The 23,474-nt window shown below is 40.5% G+C and carries 21 protein-coding genes and 1 tRNA gene; 11 read left to right on the forward strand and 11 right to left on the reverse strand.

The window, feature by feature from the left end; genetic code table 11:
• Positions 1 to 223 (forward strand): transposase (locus CRJ00_RS19385; protein ID WP_218962196.1); only part of this gene is annotated, 223 nt, incomplete at its 5' end.
• A gap of 98 nt (positions 224 to 321) precedes the next feature.
• Here CRJ00_RS19385 and CRJ00_RS13425 read toward each other — a convergent pair.
• The 3 genes from CRJ00_RS13425 to CRJ00_RS13435 form a co-directional block, all read right to left on the reverse strand.
• Positions 322 to 1,650: an OmpA family protein gene (locus CRJ00_RS13425; RefSeq protein WP_099367306.1), complete on the reverse strand. Its 1,329-nt coding sequence runs from the start codon at positions 1,648 to 1,650 to the stop codon at positions 322 to 324.
• Between the two features lie 92 nt (positions 1,651 to 1,742).
• Positions 1,743 to 2,603 (reverse strand): universal stress protein, encoded by an 861-nt coding sequence (locus CRJ00_RS13430; protein ID WP_099367287.1) that lies wholly within the window; start codon positions 2,601 to 2,603, stop codon positions 1,743 to 1,745.
• 20 nt (positions 2,604 to 2,623) lie between these two features.
• Positions 2,624 to 3,463, reverse strand: coding sequence for a universal stress protein (locus CRJ00_RS13435; protein WP_099367288.1), 840 nt, complete (start codon positions 3,461 to 3,463; stop codon positions 2,624 to 2,626).
• Positions 3,464 to 3,554: 91 nt separating this feature from the next.
• On the opposite strand from CRJ00_RS13435, the gene alaS reads away from it, so the two are divergent.
• The 5 genes from alaS (at position 3,555) to CRJ00_RS13460 (ending at position 12,230) form a co-directional block, all read left to right on the forward strand.
• A complete protein-coding gene (alaS, locus tag CRJ00_RS13440; RefSeq protein ID WP_099367289.1) occupies positions 3,555 to 6,170 on the forward strand; it encodes an alanine--tRNA ligase in 2,616 nt (871 codons plus the stop codon).
• Positions 6,171 to 6,175: 5 nt separating this feature from the next.
• Positions 6,176 to 7,279, forward strand: a complete 1,104-nt coding sequence (locus tag CRJ00_RS13445) for a TlpA disulfide reductase family protein (protein WP_099367290.1) — start codon at positions 6,176 to 6,178, stop codon at positions 7,277 to 7,279.
• Between the two features lie 104 nt (positions 7,280 to 7,383).
• On the forward strand, positions 7,384 to 8,079 hold the full coding sequence (locus CRJ00_RS13450; RefSeq protein ID WP_099367291.1) for a response regulator transcription factor: 696 nt from the start codon (positions 7,384 to 7,386) through the stop codon (positions 8,077 to 8,079).
• Positions 8,080 to 8,203: 124 nt separating this feature from the next.
• Positions 8,204 to 10,045, forward strand: coding sequence for a glutamine--fructose-6-phosphate transaminase (isomerizing) (glmS, locus tag CRJ00_RS13455; RefSeq protein ID WP_099367292.1), 1,842 nt, complete (start codon positions 8,204 to 8,206; stop codon positions 10,043 to 10,045).
• Positions 10,046 to 10,052: 7 nt separating this feature from the next.
• Positions 10,053 to 12,230 (forward strand): DUF4954 family protein, encoded by a 2,178-nt coding sequence (locus CRJ00_RS13460; protein WP_099367293.1) that lies wholly within the window; start codon positions 10,053 to 10,055, stop codon positions 12,228 to 12,230.
• Between the two features lie 292 nt (positions 12,231 to 12,522).
• Here the strand turns inward: CRJ00_RS13460 and CRJ00_RS13465 are convergent, their stop codons facing one another.
• Entirely contained in the window at positions 12,523 to 13,929 is a 1,407-nt protein-coding gene (locus tag CRJ00_RS13465; RefSeq protein ID WP_099367294.1) for a 3-keto-disaccharide hydrolase, read from the reverse strand.
• A gap of 110 nt (positions 13,930 to 14,039) precedes the next feature.
• On the opposite strand from CRJ00_RS13465, the gene CRJ00_RS13470 reads away from it, so the two are divergent.
• The 3 genes from CRJ00_RS13470 (at position 14,040) to CRJ00_RS13480 (ending at position 17,736) form a co-directional block, all read left to right on the forward strand.
• The gene (locus CRJ00_RS13470) at positions 14,040 to 15,458 is read left to right on the forward strand and encodes a Gfo/Idh/MocA family oxidoreductase (RefSeq protein ID WP_099367295.1); all 1,419 of its coding nucleotides are present in this window, start codon (positions 14,040 to 14,042) and stop codon (positions 15,456 to 15,458) included.
• A 20-nt stretch (positions 15,459 to 15,478) separates the two neighbouring features.
• The gene (locus CRJ00_RS13475; RefSeq protein WP_099367296.1) at positions 15,479 to 16,477 is read left to right on the forward strand and encodes a 3-keto-disaccharide hydrolase; all 999 of its coding nucleotides are present in this window, start codon (positions 15,479 to 15,481) and stop codon (positions 16,475 to 16,477) included.
• A 179-nt stretch (positions 16,478 to 16,656) separates the two neighbouring features.
• Entirely contained in the window at positions 16,657 to 17,736 is a 1,080-nt protein-coding gene (locus CRJ00_RS13480; protein WP_180268493.1) for an SMP-30/gluconolactonase/LRE family protein, read from the forward strand.
• A 6-nt stretch (positions 17,737 to 17,742) separates the two neighbouring features.
• Here the strand turns inward: CRJ00_RS13480 and CRJ00_RS13485 are convergent, their stop codons facing one another.
• Together CRJ00_RS13485 and CRJ00_RS13490 are read right to left on the reverse strand one after the other, a co-directional pair.
• Positions 17,743 to 18,048 (reverse strand): Smr/MutS family protein, encoded by a 306-nt coding sequence (locus CRJ00_RS13485; RefSeq protein WP_099367298.1) that lies wholly within the window; start codon positions 18,046 to 18,048, stop codon positions 17,743 to 17,745.
• A gap of 18 nt (positions 18,049 to 18,066) precedes the next feature.
• Complete coding sequence (locus CRJ00_RS13490; RefSeq protein WP_099367299.1) at positions 18,067 to 18,939, reverse strand: hypothetical protein; 873 nt, start codon at positions 18,937 to 18,939, stop codon at positions 18,067 to 18,069.
• 304 nt (positions 18,940 to 19,243) lie between these two features.
• On the opposite strand from CRJ00_RS13490, the gene CRJ00_RS13495 reads away from it, so the two are divergent.
• Both CRJ00_RS13495 and CRJ00_RS13500 read left to right on the forward strand, forming a co-directional pair.
• A tRNA-Pro gene (locus CRJ00_RS13495) sits at positions 19,244 to 19,317 on the forward strand.
• 540 nt (positions 19,318 to 19,857) lie between these two features.
• Complete coding sequence (locus tag CRJ00_RS13500) at positions 19,858 to 20,151, forward strand: hypothetical protein (protein WP_144038158.1); 294 nt, start codon at positions 19,858 to 19,860, stop codon at positions 20,149 to 20,151.
• A 31-nt stretch (positions 20,152 to 20,182) separates the two neighbouring features.
• On the opposite strand, the gene CRJ00_RS13505 is transcribed toward CRJ00_RS13500, so the two are convergent.
• From CRJ00_RS13505 to CRJ00_RS13530, 5 genes are all read right to left on the reverse strand, one after another.
• Positions 20,183 to 20,713 (reverse strand): hypothetical protein, encoded by a 531-nt coding sequence (locus tag CRJ00_RS13505; RefSeq protein WP_099367301.1) that lies wholly within the window; start codon positions 20,711 to 20,713, stop codon positions 20,183 to 20,185.
• A complete protein-coding gene (locus tag CRJ00_RS13510; RefSeq protein WP_099367302.1) occupies positions 20,710 to 21,078 on the reverse strand; it encodes a KTSC domain-containing protein in 369 nt (122 codons plus the stop codon). Before CRJ00_RS13510 ends, CRJ00_RS13505 begins: the two co-directional genes overlap by 4 nt.
• 473 nt (positions 21,079 to 21,551) lie before the next feature.
• Positions 21,552 to 22,457: a hypothetical protein gene (locus CRJ00_RS13520; RefSeq protein ID WP_099367304.1), complete on the reverse strand. Its 906-nt coding sequence runs from the start codon at positions 22,455 to 22,457 to the stop codon at positions 21,552 to 21,554.
• 307 nt (positions 22,458 to 22,764) lie between these two features.
• Positions 22,765 to 23,073, reverse strand: a complete 309-nt coding sequence (locus CRJ00_RS13525; RefSeq protein WP_099367305.1) for a helix-turn-helix transcriptional regulator — start codon at positions 23,071 to 23,073, stop codon at positions 22,765 to 22,767.
• A gap of 120 nt (positions 23,074 to 23,193) precedes the next feature.
• Positions 23,194 to 23,474 (reverse strand): transposase (locus CRJ00_RS13530; protein ID WP_144038159.1); only part of this gene is annotated, 281 nt, incomplete at its 5' end.

Below are 23,474 nucleotides of genomic sequence, written 5' to 3' on the forward strand. Positions count from 1 at the left end.
TCAGATGAAAAGCAACAACAGGTTTACCCGGTTCACAATGAAAGGACTGGATAAAGTCGCTGTGGAATTCGGTTTGATGGCCATTGCCCATAACCTCAGAAAATGGGCAAAAAAGTGGAAAGACAAAGCTTTTATCGGTAAACCAGGTGGCAAAAACTCCCTATTTGCGATAAATCAAGCCATCAACATGCTGAAAAGTACAAAACATCGACTTGCAGCCTAATATTGCTCATGAAATTATAATGGAGCTCCAGAAAGCTATAAAACAGAAGAAGGTGCCTTTTTAGACACCTTCTTCCTAATTTATTTTAATAGTATCTACTAGTATAAAGTAAATTCTACACGTCTGTTTTGTTGACGACCTTCTGCAGTTGCATTGGTAGCGATAGGTTGGTTAGGACCGTAACCTGTAGCTTCGATGCGGGAAGCGTTAGCACCTTTAGATACTAAATACGCTTTTACTGATTCAGCACGCTCTTTAGACAAACGTAAATTTGTTTGCATAGAACCTGTGTTGTCTGTGTGACCAGCAAGTTTCAAGCTGAAGTTTTTCTCGATCAATAAAGCAGCAACTCTATTCAATGATGCGTAAGAAGTAGGACGGATAGTCGCTTTACCTAAATCGAATTCTAGGTTTTTGATCGCCTCATCTACTACTTTTTTATCTTCTTCCGTAACAACGATTTTCTCTACTACTTTAGTTTCGTTTTTCATTTCTGGAAGTGGACATCCTGAACCATCTACTTTAGTTCCAGCAGGTGTGTTCGGACATTTGTCGAATTTATTCGCAACACCATCACCATCATCATCTTTCAAATCGTTATTGATTGTAGAGATTTCAGATTTCAATTGTTCGTTAGCAGCCATCAATGCATCACGTTCTGCTTTCAATTCGTCATAGTTAGCTTTGATTGTCGCTACTGGGTTGCTGTTTCCTAAGTAAGGTTTGCTACCATCACCCAAAGCGATCTCTAAACCTGCGTGAGCATAAGAGAATAGGTCGTTTTTGTATTGACCACCCGCTTTACCATCGAAATCCTGGTTAGCCCAGTTCAATTGGTATCCTAAATCGATGTTGATTCCTTTAGCTACTGCGAATTTGAAACCAGCATCAACTGGTACGTATAGTTTAGTTTGAGATTCTGCAGTTGCAGCAGTTCCATCAGCTGTTGTTGTAGTTGTTTCGAAGTTCATCGCACCTAAACCAACTGCCATATAAGGCTTGATGATGCTGTTGAAGAATCTCCAGTTCGTGTTCGCTGCAGTGAATTCACCAGATAGCGCAACAGACCAAGGAAGTTTAGTTTCAAATTCAGAAACCATCGTACCTGTTGCATTTTCATTTACACCAGCTACTTTACCACCTAGGTATTGTGCTTTCAATCCGAAAGATGGGGAGATTTGTTTTTTGATGTATGCTCTGTATCCAACATTGTGCTTCAATTTATCGAAACCATCTCTGTTGAATCCGAAGATGTTAGATTGGTTCAACACACCAGCATTGATTCCGATAGACCAGGTTCTGTATTCTGTTGAAGGACCTAAGATCGTCGTTCCATCTACTGTAGTGGTGTTTTGAGCGAATGCTGAAGTTGCAAGTAGACCCGCTACTGCAAGCATGCTAGCTTTTTTAAAGTAAAGTGTTTTCATATATGTTTTATGCATTTTGCCATACATGACAAAATTGTTGCCAAAATGTTTGTATCCTGGCAACAATTATTTACTCGAGAAAATTTTTGTAGTTATTTTGCTATAAGAACTCTAGCGAAGAAAGTAGGGATTTGGATGTTAAATGCCAGTTTCTTAATGACATTACCCTCCGTCCACTGGCGGAAAACACTCTTTTTACTTTTTGTAAGCAATAAAATATCCACTTGCTCATCAATTAGGACGGATGTGATGCCCTGTGCAACACTTTCCTTCTTGCCCATGAACAAGGTCTGTGGTTTGATGATGTAGGAAATATCATGGATTTGCAGTTCCGATTCGATACGGTTGATCCAGTTTTTGAAATCAGCATCGATATCCTTGATGGCTCTATCGGAAGCATTCACATGGATCAAGATCAATTGATAATCTACCTTGAACAAGGGAATGGCCTGCGCTAAAGCTGTTAATTCCGCCTCTTTGAAATTACAAAGCAAGGCGATCTTGTTTTTCTTATAGGTTTTTGCAGAATCAGGAATGGCCAAAACTGGTGTTGTGGTATTCATGATCGTATCGTAGGTATTACTGCCGATAAAAACAGCTTCTAATCCAGAAGAACCTTGTGTGCCCATAACCACTGCTTCATAAGCCGTTGCATTGGTTACCGCTTTGATCTCATCATAAAGATTCCCTTCTTTAAACAATCCTTCGATGCTAAGCCCAGGGAATTTAGTCCGGTATTCGTTCAACAGGTCTTCCATGTTTTGTTTGGCCTCTGGAACACGAGGGTCAATTAGAGGAGACTCTCCGGTCACATTGGCGTAGCTGTTGGAATGCTGCGAGAAAACGTGAATAAGGTCGATGCTATGTCCAGCATCCTTGGCCAATTCGCAAGCGTAGTTCAACGCTGTATTGGAATATTCAGAGAAATCAATAGGTATTAGGAATTTGCCCATGAGCTATTGTTTATAATGTTTTAAACTTTTTCAAAAAATGCAGGTTTGTTCAATTCCAGTGCGATGGCCTTGGAAACCGAAGACTTGAACAAACGTTCAAAGAATGTTTTTCGGCTTGGAGTAACCAGGATGATGCTTGGGTTGACCTGGTCGATGAGGTTGTTCACCACTTCTGGCACGGTATCCAAGGATTCATCATCGCTATGAACCTGTTCAGAAATACTGTTCACTTGACCAATACCCACCATTTCACGGATGTTGAACGCCCAAGAATTCAAGGTATCATCCACATTCTGTTTCTTGTTGCTATCCTTGAATACATGGATCAAGGTTAGTTCATCCACATTGGCAATCCATTTCATGTAGGCTTTTAAAGTGTCCAATTCCTCAGGTTTGAAATTGGTCAATAAAGCCACATGTGTATTGTCCAGTTGGGTAGGTTTATTAGGAATAACCAAAACCGGGATTTCAGATTTGGCAGCCACCGCAAGGGTGGTACTTCCATAGTAGATCGGTTTATGCTGGCTTTCGCCGGATGCACCCATGATGATCATGCCATAGTTGTTGTTGCTGGATAATTCGGTCAGCTTATCGATGATCAGGCTGCGGGAGCATTCAAAGGTAATGGAAAGACCAGGGTGTCGCTGCAGTAATTCATCCTTCAATTCCTGGATAGATTCATCTGCTTTGAGCGTCGGATCATTCGGTTCTTCCGCTCCTTCATCCAATACCGAAGAAGTGGTGTAGCTATGTAATAAATGTATGCCGTAATCTTTGGATTCCGCCAGTTCGCAAGCGTATTCTGCAGCGTATTTTGCATTGCTGGAGAAGTCCGTTGGAACGATAATGGTCATCTTCATGTATTTCGAGTCTATGTTTTTCAGTGTTTAAATTTACTAAAATTATCCCTATTTTTAGTAGTTTTGCGTTAAAATTCATATATCATCACCAATGACAAGTAGAGAAATTCGTCAGGCTTTTTTAGATTATTTCAAGAGTAAAGGACATCAGATTGTTCCATCGGCACCAGTAGTGGTAAAAAACGACCCCACCTTAATGTTCACGAACGCGGGCATGAACCAGTTCAAGGATTTGTTTTTAGGGGAGGCCGCCATTAAATACCCACGTGTGGCCGATACGCAACGTTGTCTTCGTGTATCTGGAAAGCATAACGATTTGGAAGAGGTGGGGATAGATACCTACCACCATACCTTGTTTGAAATGCTAGGGAATTGGTCCTTTGGCGATTACTTCAAGAAAGAGGCAATTGCTTGGGCTTGGGAACTGTTGACCGAAGTATTCAAACTGGATAAGGACCGTCTATACGTGACGATTTTTGAGGGCGATGCTGCTGAAGGTTTGGAGCGGGATATGGAGGCTTATGATTTCTGGAAGGAACTGATTGCAGAAGATCGCATCCTTCTTGGAAACAAAAAAGATAATTTCTGGGAGATGGGTGACATGGGGCCATGTGGTCCATGTTCCGAGATCCATTACGATATGCGTCCGGATTCGGAACGCGCAGTTGTTGCTGGTCAGCAATTGGTGAATGCGGATGATCCGCAGGTGATCGAAATCTGGAACTTGGTATTCATGCAGTTCAACAGGTTGAAAGATGGTTCGTTGGTGCAATTGCCAGCGAAACATGTAGATACAGGGATGGGTTTCGAGCGCTTGGTTCGTTGTATCCAAGGAAAATCTTCCAACTATGATACGGATGTGTTCCAACCATTGATCCAGTTTATCGCGGAGAAATCAGGGATTGTTTATGGAGCAGATGAAAAAACGGATATCGCGATGCGCGTATTATCCGACCATATCCGTGCGGTGAGCTTTGCCATTGCAGATGGACAATTGCCATCCAACAATAAGGCAGGTTATGTAATCCGTAGGATATTGAGAAGAGCCGTTCGCTATGCCTATACCTTCCTGAATTTCAAAACACCGTTTATCCATGAGTTGGTGCCCGTTTTGGCGCAGCAGTTCAAAGGGGTGTTTGATGAACTATACCAACAGCAGGATTTTGTTGAAAAGGTCGTATTGGAAGAAGAAGTATCTTTCTTGCGTACCTTGACCGCAGGTATACAACGATTTGAAAATTATATTGAAACCAATTCAAATATTGATGGCAACTTTGCTTTCGAGCTGTTTGATACCTTCGGATTTCCGATCGACTTGACCGAGCTATTGGCAAGAGAAAAAGGACTTTCGGTAGATATGGACGGTTTTCAAAAGGCATTGACTGCCCAAAAAGAACGCTCTCGTGCGGCTACGGCCATTGATACGGGCGATTGGGTACTGGTAAATGAAGATCAGGAAAGTGAATTTGTGGGCTATGATCAATTGACAAGCCAAACAGAGATCCTGAAATACCGTAAAGTATCTGCCAAAGGAAAAGAACAATATCAGTTAGTGCTTGCCGAAACACCTTTTTATGCAGAAGGTGGTGGTCAGGTAGGCGATACAGGTTATTTACGCTCACTTGAATCTAACGAGAAAGTAGCGATCGTGGATACGAAAAAAGAGAATGGCCTGTTCATTCATTATATGGATCAATTGCCGACCAGTTTGGAAGGTGGTTTTGAAGCTGTAGTGAATGTGGCAAAAAGGAAAGATACGGAAGCGAATCACTCGGCAACCCACTTGATGCATGCGGCACTGAAGCAGGTATTGGGCGAGCATGTCAACCAAAAGGGATCTTTGGTATCCCCGGATGTGCTGCGTTTTGACTTTTCCCATTTCTTCAAATTGAGCTATGAGGAGATCAAACAGATCGAAGATATCGTAAATGCGAAGATCAGAGAGAATATCCTGTTGAAAGAGGAACGCAATGTGCCGTATCAGAAAGCGATAGAATCGGGAGTTACTGCATTGTTCGGTGAGAAATATGGTGATCATGTACGTGTGATTACGTTTGATGATGCATATTCCAAAGAACTTTGTGGTGGTACGCATGTAAAAGGAACGGGAGAGATCGGTTTCTTTAAGATCATGTCGGAATCGGCTGTTGCAGCAGGGGTAAGACGGATCGAGGCTATTACCGGTACCAAAGCGGCTCAGGTAATCCGTGAATATTTTGAATTGATGGGTAATTTCAAGGAATTATTGAACAATCCAAAAGATTTTGTTTCGGCTTTAAGCAAAGTGATCGATGAAAATCATTCCTTGAAGAAAGAGATCGAAAATTACATCAAGGAGAAATCCCAAGGATTGATGAATGATCTGAAATCCAAATTAGAGCAGATTGATGGGGTGAATTATTTGGCTACCGTAGTGGAATTGCCGCATGCCGATGCGGTAAAAACATTGGCATACACCTTAAAAGGTGCCGTTGATAACTTATTTTTGGTATTGGGTGCTGATTTTGATGGAAAACCAAGCTTAACGGTGATGATCTCTGATGGTTTGGCCAAAGAAAAGGGATACCATGCCGGAAATATCGTTCGCGAGTTAGCGAAAGAGATCCAAGGTGGAGGTGGTGGTCAGCCATTCTTTGCCACTGCCGGCGGTAAAGATGCCAAAGGATTGGAAAAGGCCATTGCAAAAGCAAGGGAATTCGTAAAATAAACAAGATGAATAAATTTGTAAAACATGTGGGAATATTCAGCAGCTTGCTGTTGGGGCTTTCCGCATGTTCCAATAAAGATACCATTCTGGTAACCGGAGAGATCAATAATCCGGGTAATGTAAAAGTAGTGAACTTCTTTGAGGGCGACCGGAAATTGGATTCCACCTTTATAGCAGATGGAAATCGATTTAAATTTGAAAGACCAGCCACGCAAGAACGCTTATTGACCTTGCAGGTAGGGAACAATAGGTATCCCATTATCCTGGAACCAGGGAAGGAACTAAAGTTTGTGGTAGATCTGCAACAACCGGAGACCTATGATGTTCAAGGATCTGATCTTACCCAGAAATTAAAGGAATTTGCGCCATTGAAATCGAGGATCGATTTTGTGCGGGACTCGCTGCAGCAGGTTTTCACCAAGGCTACTGCCGAAATGGGAAGTAATGAAGTGCAGAATCTCCGTGCTGAAATGCTGATGAAATTTGAGCCTTATTTCAAGGATTACACGGCTAAGGCGGTTGACTTTGCGAATAAGAACAAGGATCTGGCCGGTTTCTATGCCATGACCACATTAGATCCTGAAATGTCGGAAAGTGAATTGATCACCTATACCGACCAGATCAAGGATCTGTTTGTGGAGAACAGGTATGTGAATGAATTCCGTGCCGAAGTGGATAAATTGAGGAAATTGGCGGTTGGGCAAAAAGCACCTGAAATCACGGGTTATACACCTGATAATAAAACAGTGAAGCTTTCTGATTATAAAGGTAAAGTTGTACTTGTGGATTTTTGGGCATCCTGGTGTATGCCATGCCGGGAAGAAAACCCTAACCTGGTCAACCTTTATGCAAAATTAAAGGATAAGAATTTTACTATCCTTGGGGTTTCCTTGGATGATAACCCGGGATCCTGGATGCGCGCCATTTCAGATGATCAGTTAACATGGACAAATATCTCCGATCTGAAGGCCTGGAGTTCGCCTTTGATTATCGATTATTCCATTAAAGGGATACCAGCATCGTATATTTTGGATACCGAAGGAAAGATCATAGCCAAGAATTTAAGAGGCAAATCATTGGAAGATTTCTTAACTAAATATTTAAATTAAGAAAAAGCCATTGTTAAGTATTTTTTACCACTTAACAATTTGGTAATATTTGGTTAACTTTATTTTATGATTAAGTACATATCTTAGCAAAAAATATTCAGAATATGGCTAATAAGCAAAAGATACTGGTTGTTGATGATGAGGCAGATATAGTTGAATTAATTTCCTACAATTTAACTAAAGAAGGTTACCAGGTATTTATCGCACCAAATGGAAAAGTGGCTTTAAAAGTAGCTAAAGAATCCAACCCCGATTTAATTATTTTAGATGTGATGATGCCTGAGATGGATGGTATCGAAACATGCCGTTTATTAAGGGCTCTTCCAGAGTTCAAGCAGACCTTTATGGTATTCTTGACCGCTAGGAGCGAGGAGTATTCGGAAATTGCGGGATTTCATGTTGGGGCGGATGATTATATTGCCAAGCCGATTAAACCACGCGCTTTGATGAGCCGTATCAATGCGATCTTACGTAGAAATGCTGCAGATAACATTGATGATTCAACAACCGATAAATTGGAGATTTCCGATCTGGTTATTGATAGGGATTCCTTCTTGGTTTACCGTGGCGAAGAAAAGTTTGTATTGGCGAAGAAAGAATTTGAATTATTATATCTTTTGGCATCTAAACCAAATAAGGTTTTTTCAAGAGAGCAGATACTAAAAGCCATCTGGGAGGATTCGGTGGTTGTTACAAATCGTACGATCGATGTGCATATCCGAAAACTCCGAGAAAAAATAGGCGATACCTATGTAACCACTGTTAAAGGAGTGGGTTATAAATTTGAACTCGACAAATAAAATATTTTTTCACAGAACCGAACCTAGTTCGGTTTTTGTTTTTATTAAACGTGCAATCGATTGCGCGGAAAATATTTATATTTGGCGCGTATTTAACACGAAACTTAAATTAAAATAATCAAATATGTGTGGAATCGTCGGTTATACCGGAACGCGACAAGCCTATCCAATCGTTATTGATGGCTTAAAGAAATTAGAATATCGTGGTTATGACAGTGCCGGTGTTGCACTTCAACAAGGCGATAAATTGCAGGTGTATAAAAAGGCTGGTAAAGTTGCAGCTTTGGAAGAATTTGTAGGCGATCAATCCACGGCTGGCACCACAGGAATTGGTCATACCCGTTGGGCAACCCACGGCGAGCCTTCAGACCGTAACGCACATCCCCATTATTCCAAATCTGGAAAATTGGCCATGATCCACAATGGTATCATTGAGAATTATGCCCAGATTAAGAACGAATTGCTAAAAGACGGCTATGAGTTCCATTCGGATACGGATTCGGAGGTTTTGTTGAATTTTATTGAAGACATTAAAGAGAACAATGATTGTAGCTTGGAAGAGGCTATCCGTATAGCCTTAAAACGCGTGACAGGAGCTTATGTAATCCTTTTGATTGCGGCGGATCAACCTGATACGATCATTGCAGCGAGAAAGGGAAGTCCATTAGTGATCGGTATTGGTCAGAATGAGCATTTCTTAGGTTCTGATGCTTCGCCGATGTTGGCATATACCAAGGAAGTAGTCTATATCAATGATTATGAATTGGCGATTGTTAAGCCTGACGAATTGATTCTGAAGAATCTCGGTAACGAGATCATCACGCCTTTTGTTCAGAAATTAGACCTTGAATTGGCAGCGATCGAGAAGGGTGGTTTCGACCATTTCATGTTGAAGGAAATCTTCGAACAACCGATCACCATTGCGGATTCGCTAAGAGGACGTTTGGTATTGAACGAGGACCGTATTATTCTAAGTGGTATCGATGCGATCAAAGATAAATTAATGGCGGCTCGTAGGATCATTATTGTTGCTTGTGGAACAAGCTGGCATGCAGGTCTGGTTGCAGAATATGTGATCGAGGAGCTGTGCCGGATCAATGTGGAAGTGGAATATGCATCTGAATTCCGTTATAGAAACCCTATTGTTGATGCGGATGATGTGATTATTGCTATTTCCCAAAGTGGGGAGACTGCAGATACCCTGGTCGCTTTGGAAAGAGCAAAACAGCAGGGAGCGACCATTTTTGGTATTGTGAATGTGGTAGGTTCTTCCATTGCGCGGATTTCCCATGCAGGTTGTTATACCCATGCTGGACCGGAGATCGGGGTGGCGAGTACCAAGGCATATACTGCGCAATTGGCTGTATTAATGCTGTTGGCATTAAAAGTTGCCAAAGAAAAAGGTACCATATCTGCAGAACGCTTTACCGAACTATCGCAGGAATTGAACAATATTCCGGAGAAAGTGCAATGGGTATTGGATAATGAAGTGGATAATATCAAAGCGATCGCTTTTAAATATAAAGATGCGCATGATGTGCTTTATTTAGGTAGAGGCTATAATTTCCCTACTGCCTTGGAAGGTGCATTAAAATTGAAGGAAATTTCCTACATCCATGCAGAAGGATACCCAGCTGCGGAAATGAAACATGGTCCAATCGCATTGGTCGATGATCAACTTCCGGTGGTGTTTATTGCGAGTAAGGATGCTTATCATGAAAAAATCGTCAGCAATATCCAAGAAATCAAAGCGCGTAAGGGAAAGGTTATTTCCGTGGTTTCTGAAGGCGATGAGATTACCCCGAGCATCTCGGATGATGTAATGTTCGTACCTGTTGTTGATGAGGTGATCGCCCCATTATTGACCGTGGTTCCTTTACAGTTGCTTTCTTATTATATCGGTGTTTATCGTGGTTTGGATGTTGATAAACCAAGAAATCTAGCGAAATCGGTTACAGTAGAGTAGGAGGTTTATGGGGTACATCAATAAAATTCCATTAAGCCGTATTGGATACGACTTTATTCCGCAGGCTTATCTGCCTGAAGGAAAAGATGAATATTATCTACGATTTAAACAACAGAAAAACGAAAAACAATATCGGAACCTAACGGAGGAAGAGATCCAGATCTTGGAGTCCAATAGTAATGAATCTACCAATTGGAATGATGTACTGGTGACGGATAAGTTTCTTCCGCGCCAGATCAAAAGATCCAAATTCTATGGCTTGGTCCGTATCGGTGATATGGAGGAGGTCTATCTGGAATACAGGGATATCCGTTTAGCTGTTGGGATCTATAATTCCCAAGTGATCAGTTGTGATATCGGTGACTGTGTTGCCCTGCATCAGGTGCGCTACATTGCACATTATATCGTGGGCAATGAAGTGATCCTGTTGAATGTGAATGAAATGGAGACCAGTTCCAACGCGAAGTTTGGGAATGGGATCTTGAAGGAGGGGGATCAGGATTACAGCCGGATCTATCTGGAACTGTGCAATGAGAATGGTGGCCGATCGGTATTGCCATTTGATGGCATGCAGGCGGCCGATGTTTACCTCTGGACCAGAAACAGACAGGATAAGAAATTGCAGCAGCGTTTTTGGGATACCACGAATAACGGTTTTGACACGGCTAGGGGATATTATAGTGAAATTGGGGATCGTACGGTCATCAAGAATTCGCATACCATCAAAAATGTGAAGATCGGATCTGATGCCTATATCAAGGGGATTAGTAAGCTTAAGAATCTAACCGTAAATTCTACTGCTGAGGCCTACACGCAGATCGGTGAAGGATGTGAGTTGGTGAATGGGATCATCGGTTATGGATGCCGGGTGTTTTACGGTGTTAAGGCGGTGAGGTTTATATTATCTTCTTATTCGCAATTGAAATATGGCGCGCGTTTGATCAACTCTTTTTTGGGGGATAATTCGACCATATCCTGTTGTGAGGTATTGAATTCCTTGATCTTTCCGGCGCATGAGCAGCATCATAACAATTCTTTTCTATGTGCGGCATTGATCAAAGGACAGAGCAATATGGCTGCTGGAGCTACGGTTGGTTCCAACCATAATTCACGTGGCGCAGATGGAGAGATCATTGCAGGTAGAGGATTCTGGCCGGGCTTATGTGTCAGTCTGAAGCATAACTCCAGGTTTGCATCCTATACTTTAATTGTAAAGGGTGATTTCTTGCATGAACTGGATATCAAGATTCCTTTTTCGTTGATCAGTAATGATACGGCAAATGATCGGTTGGTGATTATACCAGGTTACTGGTTCATGTATAACATGTATGCCTTAATGCGCAATACCAATAAGTTCATAAACAGGGATAAACGGAGTTTTAAGAACCAGTATTTTGAATATGATATTTTAGCACCGGATACGGTGAATGAGCTTTTTACTTCCTTAAAAGAGATCGAGATTGCCGTAGGGCATTCGATTAACTCTACGGATGCGATATCTTGGTTAGAAGGGGAAGGCGATTCTAAGGTGGAGATCACGCTGCAGAATGCGGAATTTTCGAAGCGGAAGGTGGTTTTGATGAAGCCAAGGGAGTCTTATAAATTGTTCAGGAAGTTGATTCGATATTATGCGGTTTGTCAGATCTTGGATCAGGTTGAGCCGGAATATTTTGAAGCTTTCTGTGCCTCGATTTCGGATCTTGAGGTTAAGCGGGAGGAATTTGAGAATATTGGTTCGCAGTTGATGCCGGTTTCGAAATTGGATACGTTGTTGGGGGATATTAAGGAGGAGAGACTTGACTCCTGGACGGATATCCATCATCGGTACCATGAAATCAGTGCGGATTATTTAAGGGATAAGTTGATCCATGCGGTAGCTTCCTTGGAGGAGGTGACTGCTATTTCTGCTTCCAAATGGGATCGTGGTTTTTGGGAGGATGTGTTGGATGAGGCTCTGGAGACCAAGACTTGGATCTGTGAGGAGATCTATAAATCGAGGAGCAAGGATTATAGTAATCCGTTTAGGCTGATGGTTTATGAGAATGAAGAAGAGATGAATGAGGTAGTGGGAAGATTGGAGGATAATAGTTTTATCAATCAGCAAACAGCGGAATTGGAGAAGTTTAAGGCTGCTGTGGATGGTATTAGAGCGGTGATTGGGTTGAAGGTGGAAGAAGAGGGGTAGTAGGGAATCCCGTCATTCCGAGGAGGCACGACGAAGCAATCTTTCGTCGTGCCTTTTTTTGTTTTATTGAATGGTATTTTTTGTCGCTCTATTCGGTACTGTTTGTCATCCTAGGCGTTTCTTTTTGTCATCCTGAGCGAAGCCGAAGGATCTCTACGCTAGTGCACGAACAGATGCTTCGACTACGCTCAGCATGACAAGTTCAAAGATTGCTTCGTGCCTCGCAATGACGTGGAGGATTGCTTCGTGCCTCGCAATGACGTGGAAGATTGCTTCGTGCCTCGCAATGACGCTACTTCAGCTCTTTGATTTTTATGCTTCTAAAAGAAACATTATCCCCATGATCCTGCAGCAATATATGGCCTTGTTCGGCTTCTCCAAACCTTTCCCAATCCTTATACTTACTTCCGGCCACCAATTTCCTGAACTCTTCCGATCCCCTCACAAACTCCAACATCTTAAACCCATTCAAATAATAAGTCACCTTATTATTAGGCTCCACCACGATCCTTCCTCTGTTCCATACCCCAATTGGTTTACGAGGTCTAGGATTTCGATCCGAAGTAATCAGATCATATAACGACGCCAAGGTCCTATTCCCATTCTTTCCTAATTTTGCATCCGGATGCAAAGCATCATCCAAAATCTGAAATTCCGGTCCAATACTCGATCCAGCAGTCTTCTCATTCAAGGTCACAAAATACTTCACCCCTGAATTCGCCCCTGGTGTCAATTTAAAATCAAAGGACATATCAAAAGCTTTGTACTGCTTTTCCGTAATAATATCCCCACCATTTGTAGATTCCCCACCATCCGATTTCTGAACCGAAATAATCCCATCCTTGATATTCCAGCCTTTCTCCGGAAACTTAATTCCTTTCGCACTTATCCATCCCGCATGATCCTTTCCATTGAACAACAGCTTATACCCATTCGCTTGCTCATCCCTACTCAATTGATTGGCATTGGTATTCACGATATAAACCTCTTTCGGAAAAGCCTTGGGTTTCAGATTCTCCGTCTGGATTTTTATATTCTTAAAATAAACCTTCTTTCCATCCAAATTATCCGGGATGCTATGTACCTGCAGCGCAATAAATCCAGTAGCATCCAAGCTATCCACTACATACGATGTCGGAACTCCATTGATCCAAGTCCTCGTCTCATTCCCAATGGCTTCAATCCGCACATGGTTGAATTCTTCTGCTTTATACGCATTCCGTGCCACTGGATTTAGATCCAATGGATATAACCATTCCCTTCTACCTTCATCATAAATCCCACCTGTCCAGGCACGCTCCGTAGGATCGATTTCTACTTGCCGACCATAAACCCTTCCTCTGCCATTATTCCCTTTAGGATCGATATGACTCCGCGTCTGAATGCCCGAATTGGTACTATTCCCTTCCAATTTAACCTCCAACTCCAGGATAAAATCGCCATATTCCCTATCGGTAACCAAAAAAGAATTTGGTGTTTTCTTGGTCATTACCCCTACGATACTATTATCTTCTACCAAATATTTGGCATTACCGCCGGCTGTTTTCCAGCCACTAAGGTCTTTGCCATTAAACAAGTCTTTCCAATTGCCGCTGCCACTTGAAGATTTGGTCGTACTGCAGGAAATGCCTACCGAAGATAATCCAAGAATTAAACAGGAGCTAAAAAATAGGCTACGAGGTCTTTTTAGATTTAACATGAGAATATGTGTAACAGGTTTATGATTATGTCAACAAATGATACCGAAATTAGGATTTTTTTTTAATTTTAAGATATAATCATAAAATTAACATAAACCTAGACGTTCAAATGATGAACCATCATTTTTCCCGAAGAAGTTTTATTAAGAAGTCGGTAATTGCTGGGGGAGCAGTAACATTGGCCCATAGTGGCATCGGCAATATCTTAATGGCCAAACCCAATGAGCGCGTTAATTTAGCGGCTGTAGGGATTGGAAACAGGGCTGCGGAGATTCTTTTGGAATTCCACAAGACCGGGCTTTGTAATATTGTGGCGCTTTGTGATACCGATATGGGTGCAAAGCATACTCAGGCAATTCTAGAGAAATTTCCAGAGGTTCCTCGCTTTCAGGATTTCCGCGTGATGTTTGATAAGATGGGGAGTCAGATCGATGCGGTATCCGTCGGAGTGCCCGATTTTTCGCATTTCCCGATTACCATGATGGCCCTGGATCTGGGTAAGCATGTATATGTAGAAAAACCAATGGCGAGGACGTTCCAGGAAGTGGAACTGATGATGGCCAAAGCAAAGAAAAACCCTAAATTGGCGACCCAAATGGGTAACCAGGGACATTCAGAAGCCAACTATTTCCAATTCAAAGCGTGGAAGGATGCAGGCATCATTAAGGATGTAACACAGATTGTAGGGCATATGAACATGCCTAGGCGTTGGCATGGCTGGGATGTGAACATGAAGAATTTTCCCACGGCAGAACCAATTCCAAGTACATTGGATTGGGATCTGTGGCAGATGCAGACTTTAGGACATAATTACAATAAGGATTTTATCAATGGGCAATGGCGATGCTGGTTTGATTTTGGAATGGGAGCCTTAGGTGACTGGGGAGCGCATATTTTGGATACCGCCCATGAGTTTTTGGATCTGGGCTTACCATCGGAAGTTTCAGCCATAAAATTGGATGGTCATAATTCTTTCTTTTTTCCGATGTCTTCTACTTTAAAATTCAGTTTCCCGAAACGTAAGCGCATGCCTGCTTTGGATATCATGTGGTATGATGGTCTGGATAACCTTCCGCCTATCCCAAATGGGTATGGTGTTTCTGGTCTGGATCCCAATATTCCGCCACCAAGTACCGGAAAAATGGAACCTGCCAAATTGAATCCTGGTAAAATAATATATTCCAAGGATTTAACGTTCAAAGGAGGGTCCCATGGTAGTACATTGAGTATCATTCCGGAGGAAAAGGCGCAAGATATGGCATCAAAATTACCGGAAGTAGCGAAATCGCCTTCCAACCATTTTGCGAATTTCCTGAAAGCCTGTATGGGGCAGGAAAAAACGCGTTCGCCTTTTGAAATTGCTGGGCCTTTAAGCCAAGTGTTCTGCTTGGGTGTAATAGCACAAAGATTAAACACGACCTTTAAATTCGATCGGGAGAAAAAAGAGATCGTGAATGATAAATTTGCGAATGCGCTCCTGATGGGGCCACCACCTAAAAAAGGTTGGGAACAATATTATATCGTATAAAATAAAACAATAAATAAGAGATGATCAAACAATTAGCTTATGGACTAGCATTTACAGGGATGTTAGGAATGACATTAACATCATGTAATTCTGGTGCGCAAGAGAAAAAAGAAGAAGAAGTGCATAATCCAGCCTCACAAACCATTCCAGAAGAATCCAAAGACCTGTTGGGAAGATGGGATTTGACCGTTGATAAAGGTGGAAATCAAGTTCCTTCCTGGATTGAAATCAAATTATCCGGTTTCTCTACCTTGGTAGGATACTGGGTAGGGGATAGTGGCAGTAGCCGTCCAGTCTCACATATAAAATTGGCCAATGGAAAGTTCTCCTTTGCCATTCCTCCACAATGGGAAGGTGGTGAAGGTGATTTCGTTATTGAAGGAGAATTGGCCGCTGGCGGACTGAAAGGTACCATTACCTCGAACAAAGGCGAAAAGTATAGCTTTACAGGTGTTAAAGCGCCTTATCTTGTTCGTGCGAATGCACCTACTTGGGGAACTCCAGTGGAACTGTTTAATGGTAAGGATCTGACGAATTGGAAACCATCGAATGAGAACAATAAATGGGTAGTAAAGGATGGTATCCTGACCAATGAAGCTGCTGGTGCCAACCTGATCACCGAGCAGAAATATGAAGATTTTAAGATCGATGTGGAGTTTAGGTATCCAGAAGGCAGTAATTCAGGCTTATACTTAAGAGGTCGTTACGAGGTTCAGATCGAGGACTCTCCTAAAGATAGACATCCTGGAGCCTTGTTTTTTGCAGGTGTTTATGGTTTCTTAGCGCCAAATGAGATGGTGGCTTTGGGACCCAATGAATGGCAGAAAATGGAAATTACCTTGGTTGGAAGATTGGTGACCATCGTAGCGAATGGAAAAACGGTGATCAGTAATCAGGAAATCCCTGGAATTACGGGTGGCGCGTTGGATAGCAAGGAAGGCGAACCTGGACCGATTTATATCCAAGGTGATCATGGACCAATTGAGTTCCGCAAAATCACGATTACCCCCGCTAAATAATCAATTTATATGTCAGAAAAACTGCCTTTATAATTCCAATAAAGGCAGTTTTTTTTGAACAAATACGCCTGGTTTTTGTTCTATTATACAAAATCTTGTATAATCTTCAATAATAATTTCAGATGGACTATCTCAAAATTCCCAAATATTTTGCATCGAGTATGTTAATTTACTTTGCCATGAACAATCCTCTCTCTGCCCAGAATAAAGACTTAAATAATTTAAAGGATCCCAGATTAGAAGTAGTTTCATCCTTTGATAAATCACAGCCTATAGGTGTTTCCGTGAGCTCGGATAATCGGGTGTTTGTTTCCTTCCCAAAAAGAGAGTCCTATACCATGGGTTTGGCCGAAATCGTAAATGGTAAGCGCACTGCTTTTCCTTCGGCTAAAAATGGCGAGGATCCTATCCTGAGACAAACTGATTTTATCAATGTTCAGGATATTTATGTGGATACAAAAGATGTGCTATGGGTACTGGACTCAAAACCTGCCTCCAACAGCTCCATTTTTGGAAAAGGAAGTTCAGATGAAAAAGAAGGTGGGAAATTCACCCTTTATGGAATCGACCTTGCTGATCAGAATTCGGTTTCTAAATATGTATTTGAAGATTTGGACAAGGAAAAGTCTGCTTTGAATGATGTTCGGGTGGATACAGAAAAACACATGGCTTACTTTTCAGATCCGGGTCAAACGGGAATTGTGGTGTTGGATTTAAAAACAGGCAAGACAAGGACCGTGCTTAAAAATAGCCGATTTACGAAGGCAGATCCGAAGGTTGTTCTTTCTTATCAGGGCAAGGAAATGCGGGATGCGAAGGGCAATCCTTTCAAATCGAATGTGAATGGGATTGCATTGACAAAGGATAATAAATGGTTCTATTTTAAACCTATCAATGCACATCATCTCTATCGAATAGAAACACAATATTTGGTGGATAGGGAATTATCAGATAAAGAACTGGTCAGTAAAGTAAAAGATATGGGGGAAGTTGGTATTACCCATGGTTTGGTAGCTGATAAGGAAGGAAATATTTATCTGACGACTTCTTTGGATTACTCGATCAGAAGATTGACTCCGGAAGGAAGTTTAGAAATGGTCGTTCAGGATAGTAGATTGATCTGGCCGGATTCATTAGGTATAGGATCTGATGGATATCTTTATTTCTCCTGTGCGCAGATGCAGTTGCTTCCGAACTGGAATAATGGTGAGGATAGGGTTGAGTATCCTTTCCAGGTGTATCGCGTTAAGGTGTTATAATAACTCCTAAACACCGATCTGCACGACAACAATATCTTTGTTTTGATAGGAGGGGTGGTAATGGCTAATGGAACCGGTACTTTTATAATACTGCAATTCTTCATAAACCAACTTTTTTAAAATTCCCTTACCTTTTCCGTGGATAAATTTGATCTCGGGATAACCCCAATAGATGGCGGCATCCAACATTTCTCTCAAATGATCCAGGCTTTCCGCCAATAGCTCATCGATTTCGTAACTATCTAAATCGCCGATAAAAGCCTCAGCATGCAAGTCAACGGTTTTTGGAGGACGGGAAAGGGATCTAGCCATGGACTGGGAGATAGCTAATTATTGTTCGTTCAGGATTCCGGGTACCAATGCTTTTGCTGAATCAATCTTTTCGGATTCCAATAACGCGATATAATTTTTTAGGCGCTGATAGGTCTGCGATTGCGGTGCAAAATCTTCCAGGTAGTTATAGGCATCCTGAAAATAAGCGGCTATCTGTTCGCTTTCAATAGCCGGAGTGTTGTCCATACCAATGGTCAGGGTAGTGAAATACCTGTTGTATTGCTCTTTTGCCTCTTGCCCTACAACGGTGTTTTGTGTTGCTTTTGAGAAATCTTCCCACCAGATCACCCTTTGCACCAGAGATTGGTAGGGAATGGCGATGGCCGCATCTTCCGCATACCCCTCCATATTCTCTTTTCCTAATTGCTGAAGGTAGATTTCGAAGTTGGAAGAGATATAAGGGTAAAACTGTTCCTGAAGGTAGAATGGGTTTTGTTGAAGGCTGAACATCCCTTCGGATTGCCTTACACGGAAGCCGTTGCTATTGATGGCTTTATAAACAGATTCCAATTCCGATGGAACGGATTTCTTTCCTCCATCAAATTCAATTCCCACTAAGGATTCATAATTTGTTTTATCATCGAATACATTCCGATTGGCATATAGGGAAACTTTATCTAAGTAGTCCAAGATGATGGAAACGCCTTGATCATTCATCAAGGTATCCTCCTTATCTTCGAAAAGTTCCTTGAATTTTGCAGTGGCCTTGCTTACGCTGTTTACATCGCTTGAATCCAATGCCAGGATATAGTCTTCTAGTTTTTCTGCTTTGGTAAGTACGTGTTCTTTTCCATCAACGATCCGGATATCCGAAGAGTCCGTTTTGTTCTCATTGTTGGACACACAACTTGCAAAAAATAATACAAGCATTATACACCCTATGCTGAATCTCATGTCTTTCAATTTTATTATGTTTCAAACTTCGGTTAATTATCGACAGCATCCAAATTTTACCATCAATTCTTATGTCTTATTAACAACAATTATACATGGGGATTTGTGTTAGTTTATTGAATATTTGTATAAAGAGGATAGGTTTTAGGGTTTGATGATTGTGAATGTTAAATTATTGTCCAACTAATCAAGGGATTAATTTAATGTTTTAATGAGGGGCTTGAAGGTGACGGGTAAAGATTGTATATTTGTGCCACACAAAACAAAGGTGATACCTTTTCGGGGTGTAGCGTAGCCCGGTATCGCGCCACATTTGGGATGTGGAGGTCGTAGGTTCGAATCCTGCCACCCCGACAGAAAATAAACCCAGTCATTTGAATATCAATTGATTGGGTTTTTTTTTAAAAAATTGGTAGCAAAAAAGGTAGCAATTTTTGATTGCATAGTATATCAGTTAAATGGTTTATCTTTGTGTTGCCAGTACGGCAAAAGTCTGTTAGACTCTCTATTTGATTGATAGAGGGTCTTTCTTTTTTAATACTAACGATTTTATGTCTTATCATTGTTTTTAGTATTACTGGTGCTGTTTTGGGTTAAAATGTGGATATAAACAGTATGGCTAACAGTTTACTACAGGGGTAGGGTCTTTTATGTGCCTATATTTTTAATCAGTTGGTTTCCCCGACATTTTGCACAGCCGGATATAGTTAGTGGAATTGCGTATATTCGAATATGTTTTTCAAACTGATTTGGATGCGCCCGGTTTGTATAAGACCATGTTAAAAATAGAAATGACTGGGGGTGTTCAATAGGGGTTGATTGTCTTATATAAGCTTGTGTGTAAAAATGGATGTATACGCTCTTTCAAAAGTAATAACGGCTCACAGGCGAGCTATGGCGGTCTACAGGAAAGAATATATGCCTCTTGGCAGGAATGCTGTCGAGGTGATGCTGTATGCGTATGGAAAATCACGTATAACCGCCACAGAAATAAGCCGTAGCCTGTTGCACAGCAATATTAGCCAGACGAAACGCATTATTTCAATACTGGTGACTAAAAAGGTTTTCTTTACTTATGGAAGTGGGAAAAAAGGCAGGCCGAATAACTATTTTTTGACAGAGGAAGGATATGAACTGATCTCTAAATATTGGCGGATATTGGATGACTTTTGCAGATCAGATCGGTAAATAATACTTTATGTTTTTATCTATATCTAATCTAATCGATTTCTAATCTTAAGTTCGATATTTCGTCGGATAATTCATTTATTTTCAACTCTATGTCCTGTGCCTGACTTTTAAAATACGCTAAAGAGTTGTTTGTCTTTGAAATATCGTCTTCCTTTTGAAAATAACTGATGTATAAAAGGGGGACTACGACTAAAAGTAGAGATAGCCTGTTTGTAGGAACAAAGCATATTATTATTCCTATCATTGAAATTAGAAGGAATAGATTAATCCATAATCCGTGTTGTTTGAAGTCAAAAAGCTTGTAGGTGATAACTGTTGATTTTATCACGCTATTCACCATATAGGAATTACCCAAAGATGAGACAAATGCTTCATACTGTCCTTGTGTTAACTCTTTGTTTCGTATGTTTTCAAATTCCTCATTGACGTCTGTGGCATAACGCCCCTCATACTTTACTATTGTAAATCTTTTACTTTCTTTATAATGCTTGGCTAGTATGAGTGTTAAAGCCAACAGGATCAAAGAGATTTTTATCAGTACAGTTTTGATATTGTTCATAGATTTATTTTTAATTGATAATTATCTCTAATGTGTGTATTATAGTAGGTACCCTTGGATTTGGCATTTTTAAATCCTTTCCAAACTTCTAAAGGCATCCCTTCGAAAAGATAGTTTTTCCCTTTGTTTGTTATCATCTCAAAAAAACCTGTTTCTCCATCACAACTGTAATAGCTTGCCGAACTTATCCAAGAGCTTTCATGGGTGTCGATACGGTCAGTATATTGAAATTTCGTGTTCTCAATAACTTTTTTTGCCTCTGAATAGGATTCGAATGAATTGGGGATGTTGTTACAATTTTGGGCGGTACAGCCGATAGTAAAAATCAAACTGAAGATTAAAGCCCATATAAATGCTGTTTTCATAATGTAGAATTAATTAAACGGTTGAAAAATCATAAAGTCAGTTTTATAGCAATTAGATTCTTCCATACGTTGGTAATCTGTAAGGTAGATATAATATTGATTAACATCATTTTCTATGTTTGATACGTAGGCAGTAATTTCTCGGTCTTTATATGAGTAAATGTGATATACACCATTATCTGCATCTATCCTTTCGGAATATTTGAAATCAGATTGTTCGATTTGCTTCTTTAAGTAAAGATAGTCGTTTTTATTAAGAAAAAAGGTACTTGCTGAATAAGTAACGATATTACATACTGAGAAGCTGATGGACAAGTAGTCAATACTATGTGAAGGGTTCATGTGCTGAAAAATGGAATGCGAAAATGTGGGTTGCAATGATTTCATGCAAATGAATGTCGTCTAATAACATACGTTAGAGAATTAGGATGTTCTTACCTTTAATATAATTGGTAAGAATGTCCCATGCTAAGTTAACTCAATGCAGATGCCATTTTGTCTAACTCGTGATTAATAGCGTTTCTGATCTGTTGTTTGATCTGTAATTGTCCGTGTTGGCTCATCAGTCTATTAAATTGCTTCTTTCGGTAAGACCGTTGTTTATAACTGTAACCCTCCCATATACGAGGATTTTTAAAATCTTTTATTTGTATTTGCTCGGACTTGCTTAGTTTTTGAATGTCGATCTCATCAATGAATATGCAGTCATCCCATGCTTTCAGGAGTCTTTCTCCTAATCTCTCCCATATATTATGGTCTGATAAGCCTGATAAATAGATAATTTGTTTGTCAAAAATTGACTGCATTTTTTTTGCTGAGTACTCGAATCTGAAAATGTTATCTTTCAGTCCGTTCTGCAGGGATTTGTCATAGGCTTTTATCCTGTACTGCGTTAAGCAACTTTCTCTTCCATATCCAATGCCTTGTATATTTTTCATTCTGTCAAACGGATATTTGTTGTATACAATAAGGCGGTCAATGATGTCTTCGGTTGCAAAGGGCAAATTGGCAAGGTTTACCCCAAATTCTATTTGATGTATAGACACATCTTTAGGATCTATTTCAAATTCTGAATGCAGATACCCTATAACAGATTGTAGTTTCTCCGGTGTGAAGGTGTCGTGATTCATAGGAATACCCCGAATGTTCACATGGTCTTTTAAAGCATTGTAGAAGGTATGTAGACTGCCTGCCAACCTTATAAAGTAATTGTGATGGATTTGTATTTTGAGATTGTGGAATTGTCCATCCTGACGACCATTGTTAAATATATCGCCTGTTTGCTGACTAATCTTTGCTCCAAAGTCTATCGAATTATTCTCCAATAGAGATTTAGCGAGACCCGGGCTTTGGGTGTGACATACAATATGATCTATCATGGCTAGTTGGGGTTTGATCGATCCGAAGCCAGATCACTAAGTAGTTTTCTTGCATTAATTCTTAATCTGTGGTTTGGATGCTTGTCTATCAAGACGGTTAAGGCTCTCTTGAAAGATTTTGGAGCTACTGCATACCATTGTGAAACTTGTGTAGAAGAAAGCCTGTAATTTGCTTCTGTAATGGCTATGCACAACCATGCAGACAGCCATCTTGTTCGTCCCTTAGAACTTGTAAGGCTTAAGAAAAAAGACGGAAGTTTTTCTGTATATTTGGCATAGAAGAGCATAAATGATTTGGAGGTAGAGGTCATATCTTGCCTCCTTTTCTTTTTTCTAGGGCTTCTAATACCTTTTGATAGTCGTACCTAATGGCGCTCCCTATTCGTAGATAGGGAATAGTTCCTTTTTGTCTGTACCGAATAATAGTAGGTTCGCTTAGGCCTAAGCGTGAAAGAAGTTCTTTTGTGTCAATGATTTCAGAAGAGGCACTTGCTGATTGAGTTGTTGAAGCTGAAATCTGTAAAGCTTCTTTGACGCATTCAGATACTACTGATCTTAATTGATCTTGCGTGGCTAAAAATAGCTGTAGGTTTTGTGGGGTGTTGTTATGTTTCATGATACCTTCGTTTACTAATTTTCAGCGAAGGTAAGGGGTGGGTATTTCCGCAAATTCCGTAAATTCCGTGTGCGGAAAAAATAGTTAGTAAATTTTATTTTCTTAACTCGTAGTGCATTATTAAATCAATGCAATTTTTATATTGTTCATTTTCCTGTTAAATAGAAAAACATTGACAAACTGAATGAAAGTTAATGCTGTTATTTTGCTCAATACCCTTATTTTAAAACCGTTAAAAGATTTTGCGTAATTGTTTCTGATTTTAAATTGGTCGCAAAGTTGAGAGAATAAAGTCTCAATTCTTTTTCTGGATTTTCTGAAAATATATTTTTGTTTTTGATAATTTTTTTGGTTGTTTCTCATGGGTGTATCCAGCTTTATATTCGCATAATTGAAAAAAT

Origin of the sequence: Sphingobacterium sp. 1.A.4, from assembly GCF_002734245.1 — a bacterium.
GTDB lineage: Bacteria > Bacteroidota > Bacteroidia > Sphingobacteriales > Sphingobacteriaceae > Sphingobacterium > Sphingobacterium tenebrionis.

Coding starts and splice junctions, on each gene's coding strand:
- CRJ00_RS13460 (WP_099367293.1), top strand. CDS start 10,053: ATGGGGTACATCAATAAAATTCCATTAAGCCGTATTGGATACGACTTT.
- CRJ00_RS13510 (WP_099367302.1), bottom strand. CDS start 21,078: ATGAAAACAGCATTTATATGGGCTTTAATCTTCAGTTTGATTTTTACT.
- alaS (WP_099367289.1), top strand. CDS start 3,555: ATGACAAGTAGAGAAATTCGTCAGGCTTTTTTAGATTATTTCAAGAGT.
- glmS (WP_099367292.1), top strand. CDS start 8,204: ATGTGTGGAATCGTCGGTTATACCGGAACGCGACAAGCCTATCCAATC.
- CRJ00_RS13465 (WP_099367294.1), bottom strand. CDS start 13,929: ATGTTAAATCTAAAAAGACCTCGTAGCCTATTTTTTAGCTCCTGTTTA.
- CRJ00_RS13445 (WP_099367290.1), top strand. CDS start 6,176: ATGAATAAATTTGTAAAACATGTGGGAATATTCAGCAGCTTGCTGTTG.
- CRJ00_RS13505 (WP_099367301.1), bottom strand. CDS start 20,713: ATGAACAATATCAAAACTGTACTGATAAAAATCTCTTTGATCCTGTTG.
- CRJ00_RS13485 (WP_099367298.1), bottom strand. CDS start 18,048: ATGGCTAGATCCCTTTCCCGTCCTCCAAAAACCGTTGACTTGCATGCT.
- CRJ00_RS13500 (WP_144038158.1), top strand. CDS start 19,858: ATGGCGGTCTACAGGAAAGAATATATGCCTCTTGGCAGGAATGCTGTC.
- CRJ00_RS13425 (WP_099367306.1), bottom strand. CDS start 1,650: ATGAAAACACTTTACTTTAAAAAAGCTAGCATGCTTGCAGTAGCGGGT.
- CRJ00_RS13450 (WP_099367291.1), top strand. CDS start 7,384: ATGGCTAATAAGCAAAAGATACTGGTTGTTGATGATGAGGCAGATATA.
- CRJ00_RS13475 (WP_099367296.1), top strand. CDS start 15,479: ATGATCAAACAATTAGCTTATGGACTAGCATTTACAGGGATGTTAGGA.
- CRJ00_RS13480 (WP_180268493.1), top strand. CDS start 16,657: ATGAACAATCCTCTCTCTGCCCAGAATAAAGACTTAAATAATTTAAAG.
- CRJ00_RS13435 (WP_099367288.1), bottom strand. CDS start 3,463: ATGAAGATGACCATTATCGTTCCAACGGACTTCTCCAGCAATGCAAAA.
- CRJ00_RS13520 (WP_099367304.1), bottom strand. CDS start 22,457: ATGATAGATCATATTGTATGTCACACCCAAAGCCCGGGTCTCGCTAAA.
- CRJ00_RS13525 (WP_099367305.1), bottom strand. CDS start 23,073: ATGAAACATAACAACACCCCACAAAACCTACAGCTATTTTTAGCCACG.
- CRJ00_RS13430 (WP_099367287.1), bottom strand. CDS start 2,603: ATGGGCAAATTCCTAATACCTATTGATTTCTCTGAATATTCCAATACA.
- CRJ00_RS13470 (WP_099367295.1), top strand. CDS start 14,040: ATGATGAACCATCATTTTTCCCGAAGAAGTTTTATTAAGAAGTCGGTA.
- CRJ00_RS13490 (WP_099367299.1), bottom strand. CDS start 18,939: ATGCTTGTATTATTTTTTGCAAGTTGTGTGTCCAACAATGAGAACAAA.